Origin of the sequence: Bradyrhizobium sp. 61, assembly GCF_023073075.1 — a bacterium.
In the GTDB taxonomy this organism is placed as follows: Bacteria; Pseudomonadota; Alphaproteobacteria; order Rhizobiales; family Xanthobacteraceae; genus Bradyrhizobium; species Bradyrhizobium barranii.
Window position 1 is genome coordinate 40,981 of sequence record NZ_JADPIU010000093.1, and the last position, 15,422, is coordinate 56,402.

At 62.0% G+C, this 15,422-nt stretch carries 14 protein-coding genes; 10 read left to right on the plus strand and 4 right to left on the minus strand.

What is annotated here, in order from left to right:
• Positions 1-487: 487 nt before the first annotated feature.
• Positions 488-1,552 carry an IS110-like element ISBj4 family transposase gene (locus IVB46_RS38160; RefSeq protein ID WP_247345008.1) on the minus strand — a complete coding sequence of 355 codons (1,065 nt, stop codon included), beginning with the start codon at positions 1,550-1,552 and terminating at the stop codon, positions 488-490.
• 263 nt (positions 1,553-1,815) lie between these two features.
• On the opposite strand from IVB46_RS38160, the gene IVB46_RS38165 reads away from it, so the two are divergent.
• The 3 genes from IVB46_RS38165 to IVB46_RS38175 all read left to right on the plus strand — a co-directional run bounded on the left by IVB46_RS38165 (position 1,816) and on the right by IVB46_RS38175 (position 5,594).
• Positions 1,816-3,282: an amidase family protein gene (locus tag IVB46_RS38165; protein WP_247345011.1), complete on the plus strand. Its 1,467-nt coding sequence runs from the start codon at positions 1,816-1,818 to the stop codon at positions 3,280-3,282.
• Between the two features lie 146 nt (positions 3,283-3,428).
• Entirely contained in the window at positions 3,429-4,010 is a 582-nt protein-coding gene (locus tag IVB46_RS38170; protein ID WP_247345014.1) for a TetR/AcrR family transcriptional regulator, read from the plus strand.
• A 330-nt stretch (positions 4,011-4,340) separates the two neighbouring features.
• Positions 4,341-5,594: an MFS transporter gene (locus tag IVB46_RS38175; protein WP_247345017.1), complete on the plus strand. Its 1,254-nt coding sequence runs from the start codon at positions 4,341-4,343 to the stop codon at positions 5,592-5,594.
• 176 nt (positions 5,595-5,770) lie between these two features.
• On the opposite strand, the gene IVB46_RS38180 is transcribed toward IVB46_RS38175, so the two are convergent.
• A complete protein-coding gene (locus IVB46_RS38180; protein WP_247345020.1) occupies positions 5,771-6,886 on the minus strand; it encodes a serine hydrolase in 1,116 nt (371 codons plus the stop codon).
• 359 nt (positions 6,887-7,245) lie between these two features.
• The gene (locus IVB46_RS38185) at positions 7,246-7,992 is read right to left on the minus strand and encodes a C13 family peptidase (protein ID WP_247345023.1); all 747 of its coding nucleotides are present in this window, start codon (positions 7,990-7,992) and stop codon (positions 7,246-7,248) included.
• Between the two features lie 180 nt (positions 7,993-8,172).
• Between IVB46_RS38185 and IVB46_RS38190 the strand changes: the two genes are divergently transcribed.
• From IVB46_RS38190 to IVB46_RS38215, 6 genes are all read left to right on the plus strand, one after another.
• Positions 8,173-8,547, plus strand: a complete 375-nt coding sequence (locus IVB46_RS38190; protein WP_247345026.1) for a hypothetical protein — start codon at positions 8,173-8,175, stop codon at positions 8,545-8,547.
• Between the two features lie 81 nt (positions 8,548-8,628).
• The gene (locus tag IVB46_RS38195; RefSeq protein WP_247345029.1) at positions 8,629-9,132 is read left to right on the plus strand and encodes an amidase family protein; all 504 of its coding nucleotides are present in this window, start codon (positions 8,629-8,631) and stop codon (positions 9,130-9,132) included.
• A 398-nt stretch (positions 9,133-9,530) separates the two neighbouring features.
• Positions 9,531-10,925, plus strand: coding sequence for an ammonium transporter (locus tag IVB46_RS38200; protein WP_276010588.1), 1,395 nt, complete (start codon positions 9,531-9,533; stop codon positions 10,923-10,925).
• Positions 10,926-10,999: 74 nt separating this feature from the next.
• Positions 11,000-11,344 (plus strand): hypothetical protein, encoded by a 345-nt coding sequence (locus tag IVB46_RS38205; protein ID WP_247345032.1) that lies wholly within the window; start codon positions 11,000-11,002, stop codon positions 11,342-11,344.
• Between the two features lie 30 nt (positions 11,345-11,374).
• Complete coding sequence (locus IVB46_RS38210; RefSeq protein WP_247345035.1) at positions 11,375-11,761, plus strand: hypothetical protein; 387 nt, start codon at positions 11,375-11,377, stop codon at positions 11,759-11,761.
• A 534-nt stretch (positions 11,762-12,295) separates the two neighbouring features.
• Positions 12,296-12,448 carry a DUF6745 domain-containing protein gene (locus IVB46_RS38215; protein ID WP_208088302.1) on the plus strand — a complete coding sequence of 51 codons (153 nt, stop codon included), beginning with the start codon at positions 12,296-12,298 and terminating at the stop codon, positions 12,446-12,448.
• 14 nt (positions 12,449-12,462) lie between these two features.
• Here IVB46_RS38215 and IVB46_RS38220 read toward each other — a convergent pair whose 3' ends face one another.
• Positions 12,463-12,993: a hypothetical protein gene (locus IVB46_RS38220; protein WP_135178336.1), complete on the minus strand. Its 531-nt coding sequence runs from the start codon at positions 12,991-12,993 to the stop codon at positions 12,463-12,465.
• 1,371 nt (positions 12,994-14,364) lie between these two features.
• On the opposite strand from IVB46_RS38220, the gene IVB46_RS38225 reads away from it, so the two are divergent.
• Positions 14,365-15,345, plus strand: coding sequence for a catalase family peroxidase (locus IVB46_RS38225; protein ID WP_247345039.1), 981 nt, complete (start codon positions 14,365-14,367; stop codon positions 15,343-15,345).
• Positions 15,346-15,422 lie beyond the last annotated feature (77 nt).

Below are 15,422 nucleotides of genomic sequence, written 5' to 3' on the forward strand. Positions count from 1 at the left end.
CAGACCGGAAGTTCGCAGCTGAGCGCGAAACCGACGCGATTGACCCAAATGTATGGTCCGGCCGTGCGTAGCAAGAGGTTCGTCGATCAGGTGGTGAGTGGTCTTGCATCAATGTATCCGGCCTTTGATTGGAGCATTTTCTCCGGGCCATCATGGATATCAGCGCGCGTGCGTTCTCATTAGCGGACAGGCCTCGATTGGGCCATTTGGGTCACCAGTGTTCGCATGCGCCGGGAAGACCGAACCTCCATCTCGTCTCATCCTCTCGCAGACCTCGGCTGGAACCTGTTGATGGGGTTACGTCATCGCATGCTCCTCCTACCTCGCAGTTCCTGTGTTCGAGCCAGGGGCCGTTCCTTCGTCCCGGCCCGCAGGACGTGCGTCGCGTCGCGCGCACGGGCGGTCAAGGCCGGCCGTTGCGCTTTGCTTGCGGCTGGCTCCGGCGTTGCCAGGCCGCGCCTTGACCGCGCCGAGCACGGCGCGAGGATCAAGCGGGTCGGACGCCTGCATCGTTGGTCCTTGTCAGCTCGAAGGCGCGTCCTTTAGCCAGCACCGCCCAGGCGATGCGGGCAAGCTTGTTGGCGAGTGCGATCGCCAGCACGTTGTGGTGCAATCGCTTCTTGGCGGCTTCGATCCAGGATCTGAGTCCGTAACGTTCCCAGTTCTTGATCCTGACCAGCACCACCCATGCCGCCTGGACGAACAGAACGCGGAGGTAGCGATTGCCGCGCCGTGAGATTTTGCCGAGGATCGTGCGGTCTCCCGTCGAGATCTGCTTGGGCACCAGTCCGAGCCAGGCGCCGAAGTCACGGCCTTTGGAGAAGACGTCTCCAGTGCCGATCGCGGCCACCATGGCGCTCGAAATGATCGGCCCGATGCCAGGCACCGTCATCAGGCGCGAACATGCCTGATCTTGACGGGCCAGTGCTTCGATCTCGCCGGAGAGGCTATCGATGCGCTGATCCAGCTGACGCCAGTCGCCTGTCAACTCCTCGATGACACGCAACATGCGTGGCGACAGGGCATCGGTGCGCGTCGCAAGGATGGTGGGCAGTTCTGTGCGCAGGAAGCCGATACCCTGGCGCACCGCGATCCCGCGTTCCAGCATGAAGGCGCGAATCTGGTTGATGATGCCGGTGCGTTGCGACACCAGCCGCTCGCGCACCCGATGCAGCGCCTGCAGATCGAGTTGCTCCGCGGTCTTGGTCGCCACGAACTTCATCGTCGGGCGCTGCACGGCTTCGGCAATCGCTTCGGCGTCATTGAAGTCGTTCTTCGGTCCTTTGCTATAAGGGCGGACATATTTGGCCGGCATCAACCTGGCATCGTGACCTAACGATGCGAGTTTGCGGCTCAAATGATGTGCGCCGACGCAGGCTTCCATGCCGATCAGGCAAGGCGGCATATTGGCGAGCCGCGCCTCCACCTGGCCACGCGACCACTTTTGCCGCAGCACGATGGTGCCGCGCGTATCGTGGCCCACGACGTGGAACGAGTTTTTGCCGATATCGATGCCGATCACGGCGATCGCGGTACTGGGTGTCTGGGACATGGCGTGCTCCCTGTCTTGGCGCCCCTGGCCAGCTTATCGCTGGCGGGGCAGGAGCACGGCCGGACCATCCCATTAGCAGAAATCGCCGTTGAAACCAATCATTGCCCGCAATCCATCGGCACCTCACGCTCATGTGTCCCCGGCGAGGCCACCAATTCTATTGAATTACGATCGTAATTTAATATTGTGACCGTAATGGCATCGAGCTGAGCCGCTGTTGGGCGGCGGCCGGGTGCCGCCAAACAGCTCCTAGCGAGGATTTCATGGACGACACGACCACGGCCTCACGCCACGTCGCATCGCGACAAACCACAGACGTCGACTCGCTTGGGCTCGCAATCGCTGCAGCAGCGATTCGCAACGGCGACATCACCTCGGAGGCCTACACCGCGGCGCTCTTACAGCGCGCCCGAGCGCTTGCCGAACTGAACGCCTTCATCACCATCGACGAGGCCGGGGTGCTCGCGGCCGCGAGGGCCGCAGACAAATCGCGTGCGGCCGGATCGGCGGCCCCGCTCCTTGGCGTGCCGCTTGGGGTGAAGGACAGTTATTTGACGAAAGGGCTACCTACCAGCCTGGGCGTCGAAGGCCTCGCTCACTTCGTGCCGCGCGAAGATGCCGACGCTGTCCGGGCCATTAAGGGGGCAGGCGCCTTGGTCTTCGGCAAGAACAACCTCGTCGAGATGTCATACGGCTTGACCGGTCACAACGCACGTTATGGCCAGGTGAAGAATCCGCACGCACGAGATCGCGTGTCGGGCGGCTCCTCGAGCGGCTCCGCCGCATCCGTGGCCGCCGGCATCGTTCCCGCATCCTTGGGCGGTGACACCGTTGGGTCCATCCGGGTACCCGCATCGTTCTGTGGGGTCGTGGGATTTAAGCCAACCACTGGACGTTGGCCACGCGACGGCGTTGCGCCGATCTCCCATACGCTCGATACGACGGGCGTGTTCGCCCGAAACGTCGAGGACTGCATTTTGGTGGATCAGGTCGTGACCGGTGAACAAGCTGCGGAGTTCTCCAACGGCGGCTACGACCTGAAGGGAGTCCGGCTGGCCTTCGCGCCGCGACAGTTCCTGGATCTGGTGGACTCGGAAGTCGAGACCCGCTTCCGCGAGGTGGTTCGGCGCTTGCAGGACGCCGGCGCCGAGATCGTTGAAGTAGATCTTGGCGACGATTTCAATTCCCTCGTCCAAACCGCAACATGGGGCATCTTCGCTCATGAGACGATGGGCGAAATTTCGGAATTTCTTCGCCGCCATGACATTCCGACCACGTTCGAGGCCATTTATGAGGGCCTTAAGCCCCAACTTCGGCAGGCGTGGGGGCACATCGTGCTGCCGGGTGGCGCAGGTGCTACCTCGGCAGAGGCCTATCAGACTGCGCTCGACGTGAGCCGGCCGGAAATCCAGCGCCGACTCAACACGGCGTTCGTCTCTCATGGGGCGCTGGTCATTCTGCAACCGACCACGCCCTGCACGGCGCCTTTGATCGAGGAGCAGGCGACCGTCCATATCGGGGGGCAGGAAGTTAGCTACCTCGCTTTGGCGAACCACACCGTGTCGGCAAGCAGCGTGGGGTTGCCCGGTGTCAGCCTTCCTGTTGGCTTGTCTCGCGCGGGGCTGCCGATTGGGCTTGAGCTGGATGCCCCCTTAGGGAGCGACCGAGGGCTTCTAAACCTTGCCCGCGGCATCGAGGGCATCTTGGGCGCAGAGTCGAGTGCGATCTAACGTCGTGATCGACCAGCATCCGTTTTCAGTCGGTTTGGCCGCGATGATGTCGATCCAGTGGCCTAGCAACTTGATCGCGACCTCCAAGCTTTGCTGGAAGCGGCCGCAGCGTAAGGGCCGCGGGATATTGGTGGAGAGGAGAGAAGATGCGCTTCGAGAAAGGTCATAAGGCGGCGACGCGACGGCACATCATCGATGTGGCGTCGAAGTGCATGCGCCGGAACGGCATCTCCGCCACCGGGATCGCCGGGATCATGGACGAGGCCGGCCTGACCAAAGGCGCATTCTCTCCGCACTTCGAGTCCAAAGACGCGCTCGTTCGCGAGGTGTTGGCAAGCGCGCTCAGCGACCAGCAACATCGCCTCGATGAGGATCAGCGGAGGGGCCTGGACCTTGAGGGCGCGATTCGGAGATACCTGAACCGCGCTCACCTCGAAGACCCGACGGGCGGGTGCCCCTCGGCAGCGTTGCTCCCCGAAATCGCCCGACAGCCCCTGTCCACCAGGAAAGACTACGAGAAAGGGCTGCGAAGCTACATTGCGACATTGGCCGCGCTGCTTCCTGACGCAGATGCAGCAGCGAGCCGCCGCCGCGCGACCGCCATCTTCGGCCTCATGGTGGGCACCCTTCAGTTCGCGCGGGCTATGCCCAATGCTACGCAGGCAGAGCAGATCTTGGAAGGCGGCGTTGAGGCCGCCTTGCACTTGGCACGAGATGCATCTTCCTAGACTAGGAAGCCGGGAGAGGCTCAGCCTGGAGATCGTCATCCGCCAAAAATCCGAGGTCAGCTTCTGGCCCGAAGTCGAAGATCGCGACGGCCAGCCGTACGTCGGCAGTCGGGGCGAGTTCGGACATGGCTGAGACGTGGCCAAATCGACGCGATTGACCCGAGGCGGACATTCAACGACCAACTTTTGCTGTGACGCTCAAGTCGTTGCCGCTGTGATCTGCAATCCAGGTTCCACCAGCGTATCACGACGGGGCCAATTTGCCTGGGAGGCTCGTCGGGTTTCACGCCAGCCGCGTAAATCATCAAGTAGTTGCAATGGAGATGGCCCATGCGATCGAAGTCGCCGCGAGCGCAGATCGGGGTGCTGGTACTCGCGACGAGTATCATACAGCTCGCCAACGGGTTCTTCGGCACATTCATATCCTTGCGTGTCGCCATTGAGGACTTCGGGGCGACCACATCTGGTCTGGTGCTCAGCAGCTATTTTGCCGGCTTCACATTGGGCGCATTGCGCTGCGAACGGATCATCGGACGGGTCGGACACATTCGCGCCTATGCCGCTTTTGCAGGAATGGTCGTCGCCGCGACCGCGACGATGCCGCTGCTGCCGGAGCCGCTGGCTTGGTTGACCCTGCGAGCGATCATCGGTTTTGGCTGCTCTGGCCTTTTCATCGCCACAGAGAGTTGGCTCAACGCGAAGGCGGATCCAATAGAGCGCGGGCGGATATTCTCGGTCTACATGCTGGGCACGTTCCTCGCTCTGGCGCTGGGGCAGCTCCTCATCGGCAAGGCGAAGGTTGAAACGGCGGAACCCTTCAATGGGATCGCCGTCCTGTTTGCTGTGGCGCTCGTCATCGTGAGCACGACACGGGCCGAACCGCCCCGCGCGGCCGCGTCCACAACTCTGCCGTTCGGCCGATTGCCGCGTGCGGCGCCTGTCGCTGTTGCCGGCTGCATGGTGAGCGGGCTCGTCAGCGCCAGTTTCTATTCGCTCGTTCCTGCGTGGATGCAGGATGAAGACATCGCACGCGAGACGATCGCGATCTTCATGCTGATCGCCGTGCTCGGCGGGCTCGCGTTCCAGGTCCCGATCGGCAGGTTCTCGGATCGGTTCGATCGGCGCGTCGTGCTATCGATGCTGAGCTTCGGCTTTGCAGCCACCGCGATCGCGGTGGTCAATTTACCACACTCTCGTCCGGTGATCTTGACCGCCGCCGCCGTGCTCGGCGGTTTCATGTCGACCCTTTACCCGGTCTGCGTCGCCAACGCGCACGACCAAATGCCAGCTGATCAGGTTGTTGCAGTAAGCGGGCAGCTCATATTGGTCAGCGGGTTGGGCTCGATCCTCGGTCCGCTGATCGGCACAATTGTGATGGCGCGCTTCAGCATCGATGGCCTGTTCTATTTTATGGCTGCCGTCAGCCTGTTGCTGTCTTTCATGGCCATAGCCCGTCGCTTGCTAGCGACGCCGCCAATACACCAGGAACGAACATTCGAGATCCTGGCGCCGCAGGCATCGCCGCTCGCGCACGATCCGCTTGGCCCTCCCATAGATGCCCGACTTCGCGAAGAACTCGAGTAAGGCCCGCTTTTATAGAGCAAAGCTGACGTACACGTTGCGAGCCGGGATGTCGGCTTCTGGCCCTGAACTGACCAGCGCAAGAGGCGTCGCGATGTCGGCTGTCTACGGGAAAGCGGACGTCACACGATCGTTGGGCTGACCGCAGCTTTTGACCCAAATGAGACATCGCGACGGCGCTATTGTGCCCCAGGTGCCACGCATTGTACTGGTTGAGACAGCCCGATCGCGGCTGGCAAAACAACATTGTTGATGAACTTTCGGCTTCCGCCCGGGATAGAGTCTGCCGCAACAGAAAAAGCCAAATCTCGATTTGGGACGACGTAGATCAGTTGGCCCTTGTACCCCGCCGCAAAAAATGCCGCAGGGTCTGTACCGGTGTCGTTTATCCACCATTGGTAGCCGTAGGCCGATTTGGCCGGAGGTCCGCCGTCGTTGTGCTTGGTCGTCGAGTCCCGCACATATGCATCCGACACGACCTGCACATCTCCCCATCGGCCATGTTGAAGATACAGGGTAGCGATCTTCGCCATATCGCGCACGGTCAAATAGAGACCGTTTTCACCATACAAGTACCCCTCCTCATCGGAAAGCCAAGTGTAGTTGTCAATCTGCAGGGGGCCGAAAAGTTTTTGCTTCGCAAAGTCCGCGGCGCTCTGCTTGATCGCGGTGGACAGCACGATCGAAAGAAGATGAGACCCTATTAAATCGTAACGGAAGTGAGCGCCGCCCGGATACTTGACCCTGCGATTGAGCATCCATCGCCAAATTTCCGACTTTCCGGAAACCCCGGCACCTACCTTGACCTCAGCACCTATTTTGAAAGGGACGTCACCTTCCTCAAAGCCCTCTGTCTTGGTCAGGAGATCGCGCACCGTGATGTCGCGCGCGAGCGGATCAACTTTCTCGTCAAATTCTTTGGGAAAGACTTCGGACAGTTTTTCATCGAGGCGCAGAAAACCCTCGTCAATGGCAATACCTACCAAGATGGAGAGTACGCTCTTCGTCACTGAGTGGACTGGCGATGGCGTCTCGGCGTCAATATCTTTGCGATAGTATTCGAAAACGACGCAGTTTCCTTGAACCAGAGCTAACGCTCGTACGGAGGGGTATTGCTCCGCGATGGTCGCTGATATCTTTGACCGCGGTGATGAACTCACTTCTCGGACATCACCGTCACCCGCCTTCTGCTCGGAAGCAGAGTGGGCCGCTCCTAGAAAAGTCGCGAACGATAAGACTACGATATTCGCTATGGCCCCTGTGGGCTTCAGGAAGCTTGCAGGCTTGAGTATCATCCTGACCTTTTCTATTTTGATCCGCGCTATTCACCAATTGCGCTATTTGCACGGTTGGCCGGCCGTGTGCTCAGCTCTTACCGGCTTCAGCTTTCACCACCAACCGTTGTTGTCGCTTCATCCAGACCTGCCCAGTAAGGCACCGCAACATGCCTCACTTCAGCCCATGTGCGTGTGGGTCAGGCACGTTCGAAACCAACCACGCTCCGGTGCAAATCGCCACGCAAATTTCTTGCCACATGTCCGAAAGTGGCCCGAATGCGAAGTCTAAGCGGGCCGCCAAACAGTCTGCTTATCGGGGTAGACCGGAAACGGCGATGCGCCCGCGAGCAATAGCCTCTGCGCTCGCGGCCGGTTGTTCAAGGGCGTGCGACAAGCAATGGCAGCACGTCTGCGCCGCCTGCCATGAGGGGATTCGACGGCTCGAAATGCTCCCGCAATTCTCGCTTCCGGACGATTGAGCGCGCATCCAGAAACGCATCCTTCAGACTAACGGCTTTCCGGAGCGCGACATTGAAAAAAGCGTCGCCGAAATAGGTCCACTTGGCCTTGTCCTGACAGCCGAACGACGGATGGTTGGCATCGGCCGCGGTGATGACCAGCACGTCGGGATTCGCCAGACGCGGGATAAAAACCCCCGAATAACAAGCCGAGATGACCACCACCTTGTGCCGCACACCTGTTTTCGCGAGCATGTCGCCGAGACGAGATGGCGTGAGCGTTTCTGTGAGCCGCCCCGCCTTGATTGCAAGGCCGTCAGGAGAGCCATGCGAGGTGAGAATCAAAAAGAGAACATCCTTCTCGGTATGCAAGCGGTTGGCTGCCGCCTGCAACGACCTGGTCAGAGCTTCGATCGTTGCATTTCCGCCTTTCTTGGAATTGTACTCCACGTTGATCGGGCCAGTCTCGAAACGGCCGGCTACGACCTGAGCTGCGCCGGTCGCCTCGGATCTAAACACGCCTTGATTGCCGAACAGGCCAAAGGACACCACGCCAACCTTGCCGGTGTCCTCAACAGCATGTACCGGCGAAACCAACGGCCAGATGGTCAGAAAAAAAGCGACGAGCGGCGCGACGAGCCGCCTGATCGAGGACCTGGAGGTCATGGCGAACCTCGATTCGAGATCGCCGCCACAGAACTGCGGCTCAACGCAAAATAGCCGAAAGCCAGTGAATTTTCATCCTTCGAAACGGCACGGGTATTGGTCCGGATATGGCCCGTCCGAGACATGCCAACTGCACCGAGCGATGTCCGCATTCAGGGATATCCCGGAAGGCATGTGCTCATGTGGGCCGCCGAAGCGGAACCGGCAATTGCGTGGGGCGAGCGCGCGCTGCGGCTGTCACCGTTCGATTCCTGGTCGTTCGCGGCGTTTGGCTCGCAGGCGCTCGGACACTTTCTTTTGGAGCGACCGGATGAGGCGGCAAAGGCGGCTTACCGGGCGGTGCAGTCCAATTCAGGGCACAGCATCAACTATGTCATCCTGATCGGGCCCCTGGTCACGCTCCGCCGGTTCGACGAGGCGAAGGCAGCCGCTGCGCGCGTAATTGAATTGCAGCCCAATTTTAGGATCAGTCAGCAGTTTGGCGATGTTGACTGCGCGCCGGCGCTCGCCACGAAGCTCGGCGCGGCATTGCAGACGGCCGGATTGCCCGAGTAGTTAGCCAACCTTGCATACTCGAGCATGTCTGCAGTTGGCCCATCGCTTCAGTTGGCGTAGTGCCACGCAATGGGCGGTCAAGTGAAGAACCCTTGCGCGCCGGCGCTGATGGATGATCGCGGCATCCCGGTCGTGCCGCCGGGCGGATCGAGCGCGGGCTCGGCTGTCGCGGTGGCGGCCGGCCTGTGCGCAGCCTCGATCGGCACCGAGACGTCGGGCTCGCTGCTGTATCCCGCGAGCCAAAACGGCCTCGTCACCGTGAAGCCGACCGTTGGGCTGGTCAGCCGGGCCGGGATCGTGCCGATCGCGCACAGCCAGGACACTGCAGGGCCGATGACGCGGACGGTGCGCGACGCGGCGATGCTGTTGAACGTGCTGGCGGCCAAAGACCCGCTCGACCCGGCGACGGAGCGGCAGCGGCGGCCGGTCGACTACACCTATGGCGGCGGGCTGATCTACGACGCGCTCGGTTCCTACAACATGGCCTGGCGCATCGGCGTGGCGGTGGGGCTCGCCGCCGGCATCGTCGAGATCGCGTTTGCGCTGATCAAGCCGACCGCGCCGCCCTTGATGCGAACCGCATAGGCATCGTCAGCCACTGCTCATTCGTTGGGCGATGGGCTGCTGCGTGAAGCAGCGCGTGGCGCGGTTGCCGCAAAGCAGCAAACTGGAATCGAAGCGCATTCAGTAGCTTGAATGAATCGTGTCGCTGGTGCGAATCTTGCACGTCCTTTGACCAAGAATTGGAACCGTCTCTGACGCTTTCCGATCTGGCGACAAGGGAAAGGCCGATAAGCCATGAGGCTGGTCGGTGCCAGTCTCCAGCCATCGACGCTCGACGACCTCATCGCGCCGAGCCGCGCTCATTGTGTCCCGAAAATCCGAGCTGATCTCGCTGGCGTCGTCGCGCCGGCGCGCATGATCGTCTCTGCGGTTCCACTCAAACAGGGCCCAGAAGACATCTCTTGCGACTTGGGAGGACGATGATGGAATCAAGAACATCCACCCGCCAAAGGCTCGTGACATTGGTGGTCGCGTTGCTGGGAATTGCACTGCTCTACCTCGCCCTCGGCGACGTTGCGCTCGCGGAGGATGCGGGCCCGCCAGCCTGCGGCGGCAACATCCTCGAGAAGTGCACGCCCAATCCCGGCGACACCGCCTGGATGCTCACCTCCGTTGCGCTGGTGCTGATGATGACGGTCCCGGGGCTCGGACTGTTCTATGGCGGTATGGTGCGCAAGAAGAACGTGGGCGACACCGTGATGACGAGTTTTGCGGTGACTTGCCTAGTTACGATTCTGTTCGCGATCCTGACCTATAGCCTGGCCTTCCGCGCCGGCACGCCGTTCATCGGCGGGCTGGACCGCATGTTCCTGAAGGACATCCTCAGCGACATCGGCAAGGGCGGGATCGGCAATCCCAATCCGCTCGCGGCGACGATCCCCGAAAGCGTCTACATCTGCTTCCAGATGACGTTCGCGATCATCACGCCCGCGCTGATTGCAGGGGCCTTCGCCGAGCGGATGAAGTTCTCCGCGATGCTCTGGTTCATCGGCCTGTGGGCGATCTTCGTCTACGCGCCGGTCGCGCATTGGGTGTGGGGCCCTGACGGCATCTTCGCCTCCGGCAACGACGCCGCCTGGGTCAAGGTGCTCGACTTCGCCGGCGGGACTGTCGTGCATATCAATGCCGGCGTGGCAGGCCTGATGTGCGCCATCATGCTCGGCAAGCGCAAGGAGGCGGGACCGGCCCACAACATGGTGCTGACCTTCATCGGCGCCTCGCTGCTGTGGGTCGGCTGGTTCGGCTTCAACGCGGGCTCCGCGGTGACGGCAGGCATGCAGGCCGGCATGGCGATGCTGGTGACGCAGATCGCGACCGCGGTCGCCAGCTTCACCTGGATGCTGGTCGAGTGGTCGCTCAAGGGCAAGCCGACGGTCGTCGGCATCTGCTCGGGCGCGGTGGCAGGCCTCGTCGCCATCACGCCCGCGTCCGGTTTCGTCGGCCCGATCGGCGCCTTCGTGATCGGCATCGCGGCCGGCGTCCTCTGCTACTGGGGATGCACCGGGCTCAAGAACATGTTCAGCTATGACGACGCGCTCGATTGCTTCGGCGTCCACGCCGTCGGCGGCATCGTCGGCGCATTGCTCACCGGCGTCTTCGCCGTCGAGCAATATGGCGGCACCGCGGGGGCTCTGGAGGGAAACCCGGGCCAGTTCATCAACCAGTGCATCGGCGTCGCCACGGTCTTTGTCTACGATGCCGTCGTCAGCCTGATCATCCTGTACGTGATCAAGCTGTTTATCGGTTTGCGGGTGTCGGAAGATATGGAGCGCGACGGTCTCGACCTCGCACTGCATGGCGAGGTCGTGCACTAGATCGCCGACGGCAATGTTGAACGAATCCGGCCATCCGCGTTCCCCGCGGATGCGCCGGCACGGGAGAAGGCCCGATGACCGAGATTTTTGCGCAAGGTGACCTGCTGATCGAGCGGGTACCCGATGTAGCGCCATCGGGAACGCTCGCCGAAATCGCCGAAGGTGCGCCTCTGGTCCTGCTGGAGGGTGAGGCCACGGGACATTGTCATGCGATCCGCGAGCGCGTGACGCTGTTTCGCGACGACGATCTGGCGCGCGACATTCCGGCCGGGCTCTATCTCGGGCATCTCCAGATCGCCTCGGCCTATGCGCGGGTGACGCATCAGGAGCATGCGCCGCTGACGCTGCCGCGAGGGACCTATGGGGTGCGCCGCCAGCGTGAACTGGGGCCTCGGGATGCGCGCGTCCTCGCCGACTGAGCAGGCGCTGTCTGCGGGCAGATGGCGGCGTTGGGCGATTACCGCGCGCGGTGGAGAGCCATCCGACGCTCGACGGCGCCTGCCGATCGCGACACCGCGGAGCAGGGCGTGCGTCTTGCCTATGAGGCCGCAGGACTGGAGCCGCCGGCCCGCATCGTATGGTGCGACAGCCCGCTGGCGCTGTCCGGGCTTGCCGGCCGGATGTCGCAGGGCGACGGCGGCAATGTGCGCTTTCGTCTCCTCGATCGCCTGCGCCGGCGCATAGCTTCGCAGGTTGAAGCGCGGGTTCACCGGAAGGTGCTTGCCGCAGTCGACAGCGCAGTCAATCCCGCCGACCTGCTGGTCGCCGCTGCGGCCGACGCGGTGATACGCAGCGTGCCGGAGCAAAATCTGTCCATGCTGGGCCAGCTGCGCTGAACCGGCCTGTCGTTCTCCGGCGTGTTACAGGCGCTCTCTGCTCCGCGGGGCTTTTCGACCTGCGCAGCGGGGCCGCACGATCTGTCGTGGCTTGGCGCTTATGACTATCTCCGCGAGGTCCTTGGTCTGCACGCAGAGGCGGAGCCGCTGCGCGGCCTGATGCAGCTCGCGACGAGCGTGGGCTGGCTACAGCCGCACGAGTACACCTGCTGGCCCGCGGAGCGACCGAACCTCATGTGAGTGACGCGCGCGACCGGCTGCATCACGCCAGCGGTCCGGCACTGCGTTATCCCGACGGCTGGTCGATCTGGGCCTGGCGCGGGGTGGAGGTGCCCCGCTGGATCATAGAACATCGGGACCGGATCACGCTCGCTGCGATCGACGAGCAAGTCGACGTCCAGGTCCGCCGCTGCATGATCGAGATCATGACGCCGGAACGTTACGTCGCGCTCGGCGGCGCCACCTGTGTGGCCGAGGACGAGACCGGAATCCTGTGGCGCCGCAACTGGCTCGCCGCGGACGCCTTGGGCGGCCGTGGAGGTCGTCAACGCCACGCCCGAGCCGGACGGCACGCGCAGGCATTTCTTCCTCCAGGTGCCGGCCAATCTGCGCACGGCGCGCGAAGCGGTCGCATGGACCTACGGCATGAGGGCAGAGGCCTACGCACACCTCGTGCTGAGGACGTGATGCATGCGTGGTCGCTAGCTGCGGTAGTAGCGCCACATCCGCAGGAAGGTGCGATGGATCATGTCCGGCGGCTGATCGAACGGCTCGACATTGATCCGCACCATGTTGGTGTGGCTCATCCGCCAGGGCAGGCGCATCAACCAGCGCCAGAACGGCTGCTTGCGCCAGTCGGCCACCAGCGCGCTGGTGAGCGGTGCGTTCAGCACGATCTGGAGTTCATGCACCGTCATGGCGCGCTCGGCGATCTCGACAAGATCGATGCGCTCGATGGCGCGCCACCGGATCAGGCCGAAGGCCTGGATGAAGATGCCGTATTGGTTCGCGCCGATCGTGGGCCGGCCGGTCTCGAGCAGCGGAATGTTGTAGTAGGTAAACCCGGCCGCGAGCGCCGCGAGCGCAAGCCAGTAGAGCGCGCCGGTGAGAAGCGCGGCCGTGCAGAAGATCGCGGCCAGCGCCGCCGTGACGTAGACCGGGAAATAAGTATCGTCGCGGCCATAAGCGACCGAATAGCCACCGACATGTCCCTCGTCCAAGGCTGCGATCATGGACGTGGAGGCTACGACCATCGGCCGCAATTAAAAACGGGGTCGCGAGGGCCCCGTCGGTGCTGCAGGTGGCCTAGGGGTTTGTCCTTATGTGCGGCCGCTTGGGAGTCTAGAGCGGACGTCGCGCTGCCTGGTCGTGATGGGCCGCTTCCGACCCAAATGCGACATCGACCCGTCGTGGTCCTTCGCATCCAGCGTATGATGGTCATTTCGATTTAGCACCTGGATCGGCATGGGCATTTCGGTGGCAGGGCCTGGCGCGGCGAACGCTAGGCAGAACCGATAGCGGAATGCCGAGCTGCACTCCGGGGAAGCTCCCTTCGAGGGCGTGATCGCGGCCCAGTGGGAGGGCCGCTACGGGTCACCTCCGCGGCCGAAGTCTCTCCGCGAGATCATGAAGGAAGGAAAGCAATGCGCGCGACTGACCATTGGTAAGTCATGCGACATGGGGATCTTTCTTTACAGGCGTGTCTGGTGTTGCTCAAATATCTTCTGCGGTGGGTCTGGGTATCCACCCTGGAGTCCCCCCACATCTGTCACAGGGAGGCTTCTATGATCCTATTCAGGATAGCCTTCGCAGTAATCGCTATCTTGCTAAGCAGGGATGCATTTGCGGAGCCAGGGATGTGGATTGGGACAGCCCCATTTTGCCTTGGGTCGCCAGCAGACTGCACTGATCTGGGAATGACATACGTGAAGAGTAATTCAGAAGGGGACGGTGGCAAATGCTGGACTGGAACGAAAGTGTATTGTTCAGGTTATCCCGCCCCTGAAATTGCATTCATGGGTTATGATGCTTGCGACGGTTTTCAATGTCATCGAACGATGTGCGGTTACAATCCCAGTCCGGGTCCGAAGGTAATCGCAAGTGAGTCTTGGTTCTTCTGTCCTGTCTGCGGCAGTGCAAATATTAGAACGATCATGAGATTGAACAAAGTTCCTAACGCACAGATTGCGCGTGCTTGTCCGTGGCGATATTTCTAGGTTTGTGATCATCGGGCAGTGCGCAGGCGCAGTCAGCGCACATGATGGCCCGCTTGTCGCCGATGCAGGTCCGATCCTCGCCGCCGTTGTGCTTGCAATCGCGGCATTTGAATAGGTAGTCACCTTGGCGTGCGGAAGATTGATGCCCGGAGCGGGCATCGCTCGCCGACGTTCAGCGCCCGCATCTACTTCCGGTATTGGCCCATTGCGGACCTACCGGTCTCGGTCGCAACCGTCCGCTTCCGGAGGATGTGCGGACTCGGTCAACCTGTCGAGGGGCCGGCATGAGCAGGGAGTTACCGCGCGTCCGCCGTGAACGTCACGAAAGTCGCTCATGCGTCAATTTATGCTGCTATGCTGCGATGCCCATGACAGGAGGAGCCGCTGATGATGAACCGCAAGCTCGTCGCCGCGCTGGTTGCGTTTGGCCTGGCCTTGCCCGCCGTCACCCGCGCGCAGGACGCGCCGGTCGAGGAGCAGATCGTCAACCAGATGAACAAGGTGTTCGGTGTCCACGCCGGATTCCGCGCCAATCACGCAAAGGGCGTCGTGGCCGAGGGGAAGTTCAAGGCCTCTCCAGAAGCCGCCGGCTTGAGCAAGGCGGTGCTGTTCGGTGGCACTGAGGTTCCGGCGACGGTGCGGTTCTCGGACTCCACGGGAGTGCCGAATCTGCCCGACGGCTCCGACGACGCTAATCCGCATGGGATGGCGGTGAAGTTTCACCTGCCCGACGGCAGCGACATGGACATCGTGATTAATTCGCTGAAATTCTTTCCCGTCTCGACCAGCGAGGAGTTTCGCGACCTGCTCGTCGCGATCGCGCAGAGCCCGCCGGACGCGGCCAAGCCGACGAAGTTCGAGCAGTTCGTGGCAAGCCACTCCACCATCCCGGCTGCCTTCGCCACGGTCGCCACGCCGGACAGTTTTGCCAACGAGGCCTATTTCGGCATCAATGCGTTCGTGTTCGTCAACAAGGCGGGTGAGCGACAGGCCGTCCGTTACCAGATGATCCCCGAGAAGGTCGTGCACCTGGACAAGGCGGAGGCCGCGAAGAAGACGCCGGACTTCCTGATGGAGGAGCTGCCCGCACGATTGAAGCAGGGGCCGGTGACCTTCCGCTTCAAGGCGCAACTCGCTGCCGCCGGTGACTCCACCAAGGATCCATCAAAGCCCTGGCCTGATGATCGCAAGCTGGTCGAGCTTGGCGTGCTGACGATCGACAAGGCTGTGACGAATAGTGACGAGGCGCAGAAGAAGCTCCTGTTCCTGCCGGGCCAACTCACCGACGGGATCGAGCAGTCCGACGATCCGATGATCGATGTCCGCAACGGCGCCTATGCCATCTCGTTCTCGCGGCGCAATCCCTGACGGTCACGGTTAGTCACCAGGTTATCTCAGAATGCTAAGTTGGTTTGGCCGCGAACACTGAAAACGGCAGGGATTTG

What these genes read in the sequence shown, in the direction of transcription:
- IVB46_RS38220 (WP_135178336.1), bottom strand. Translation starts at nt 12,993, where the DNA reads ATGATCGCAGCCTTGGACGAGGGACATGTCGGTGGCTATTCGGTCGCT.
- IVB46_RS38175 (WP_247345017.1), top strand. Translation starts at nt 4,341, where the DNA reads ATGCGATCGAAGTCGCCGCGAGCGCAGATCGGGGTGCTGGTACTCGCG.
- IVB46_RS38190 (WP_247345026.1), top strand. Translation starts at nt 8,173, where the DNA reads ATGTGGGCCGCCGAAGCGGAACCGGCAATTGCGTGGGGCGAGCGCGCG.
- IVB46_RS38205 (WP_247345032.1), top strand. Translation starts at nt 11,000, where the DNA reads ATGACCGAGATTTTTGCGCAAGGTGACCTGCTGATCGAGCGGGTACCC.
- IVB46_RS38180 (WP_247345020.1), bottom strand. Translation starts at nt 6,886, where the DNA reads ATGATACTCAAGCCTGCAAGCTTCCTGAAGCCCACAGGGGCCATAGCG.
- IVB46_RS38170 (WP_247345014.1), top strand. Translation starts at nt 3,429, where the DNA reads ATGCGCTTCGAGAAAGGTCATAAGGCGGCGACGCGACGGCACATCATC.
- IVB46_RS38165 (WP_247345011.1), top strand. Translation starts at nt 1,816, where the DNA reads ATGGACGACACGACCACGGCCTCACGCCACGTCGCATCGCGACAAACC.
- IVB46_RS38200 (WP_276010588.1), top strand. Translation starts at nt 9,531, where the DNA reads ATGATGGAATCAAGAACATCCACCCGCCAAAGGCTCGTGACATTGGTG.
- IVB46_RS38185 (WP_247345023.1), bottom strand. Translation starts at nt 7,992, where the DNA reads ATGACCTCCAGGTCCTCGATCAGGCGGCTCGTCGCGCCGCTCGTCGCT.
- IVB46_RS38225 (WP_247345039.1), top strand. Translation starts at nt 14,365, where the DNA reads ATGATGAACCGCAAGCTCGTCGCCGCGCTGGTTGCGTTTGGCCTGGCC.
- IVB46_RS38160 (WP_247345008.1), bottom strand. Translation starts at nt 1,552, where the DNA reads ATGTCCCAGACACCCAGTACCGCGATCGCCGTGATCGGCATCGATATC.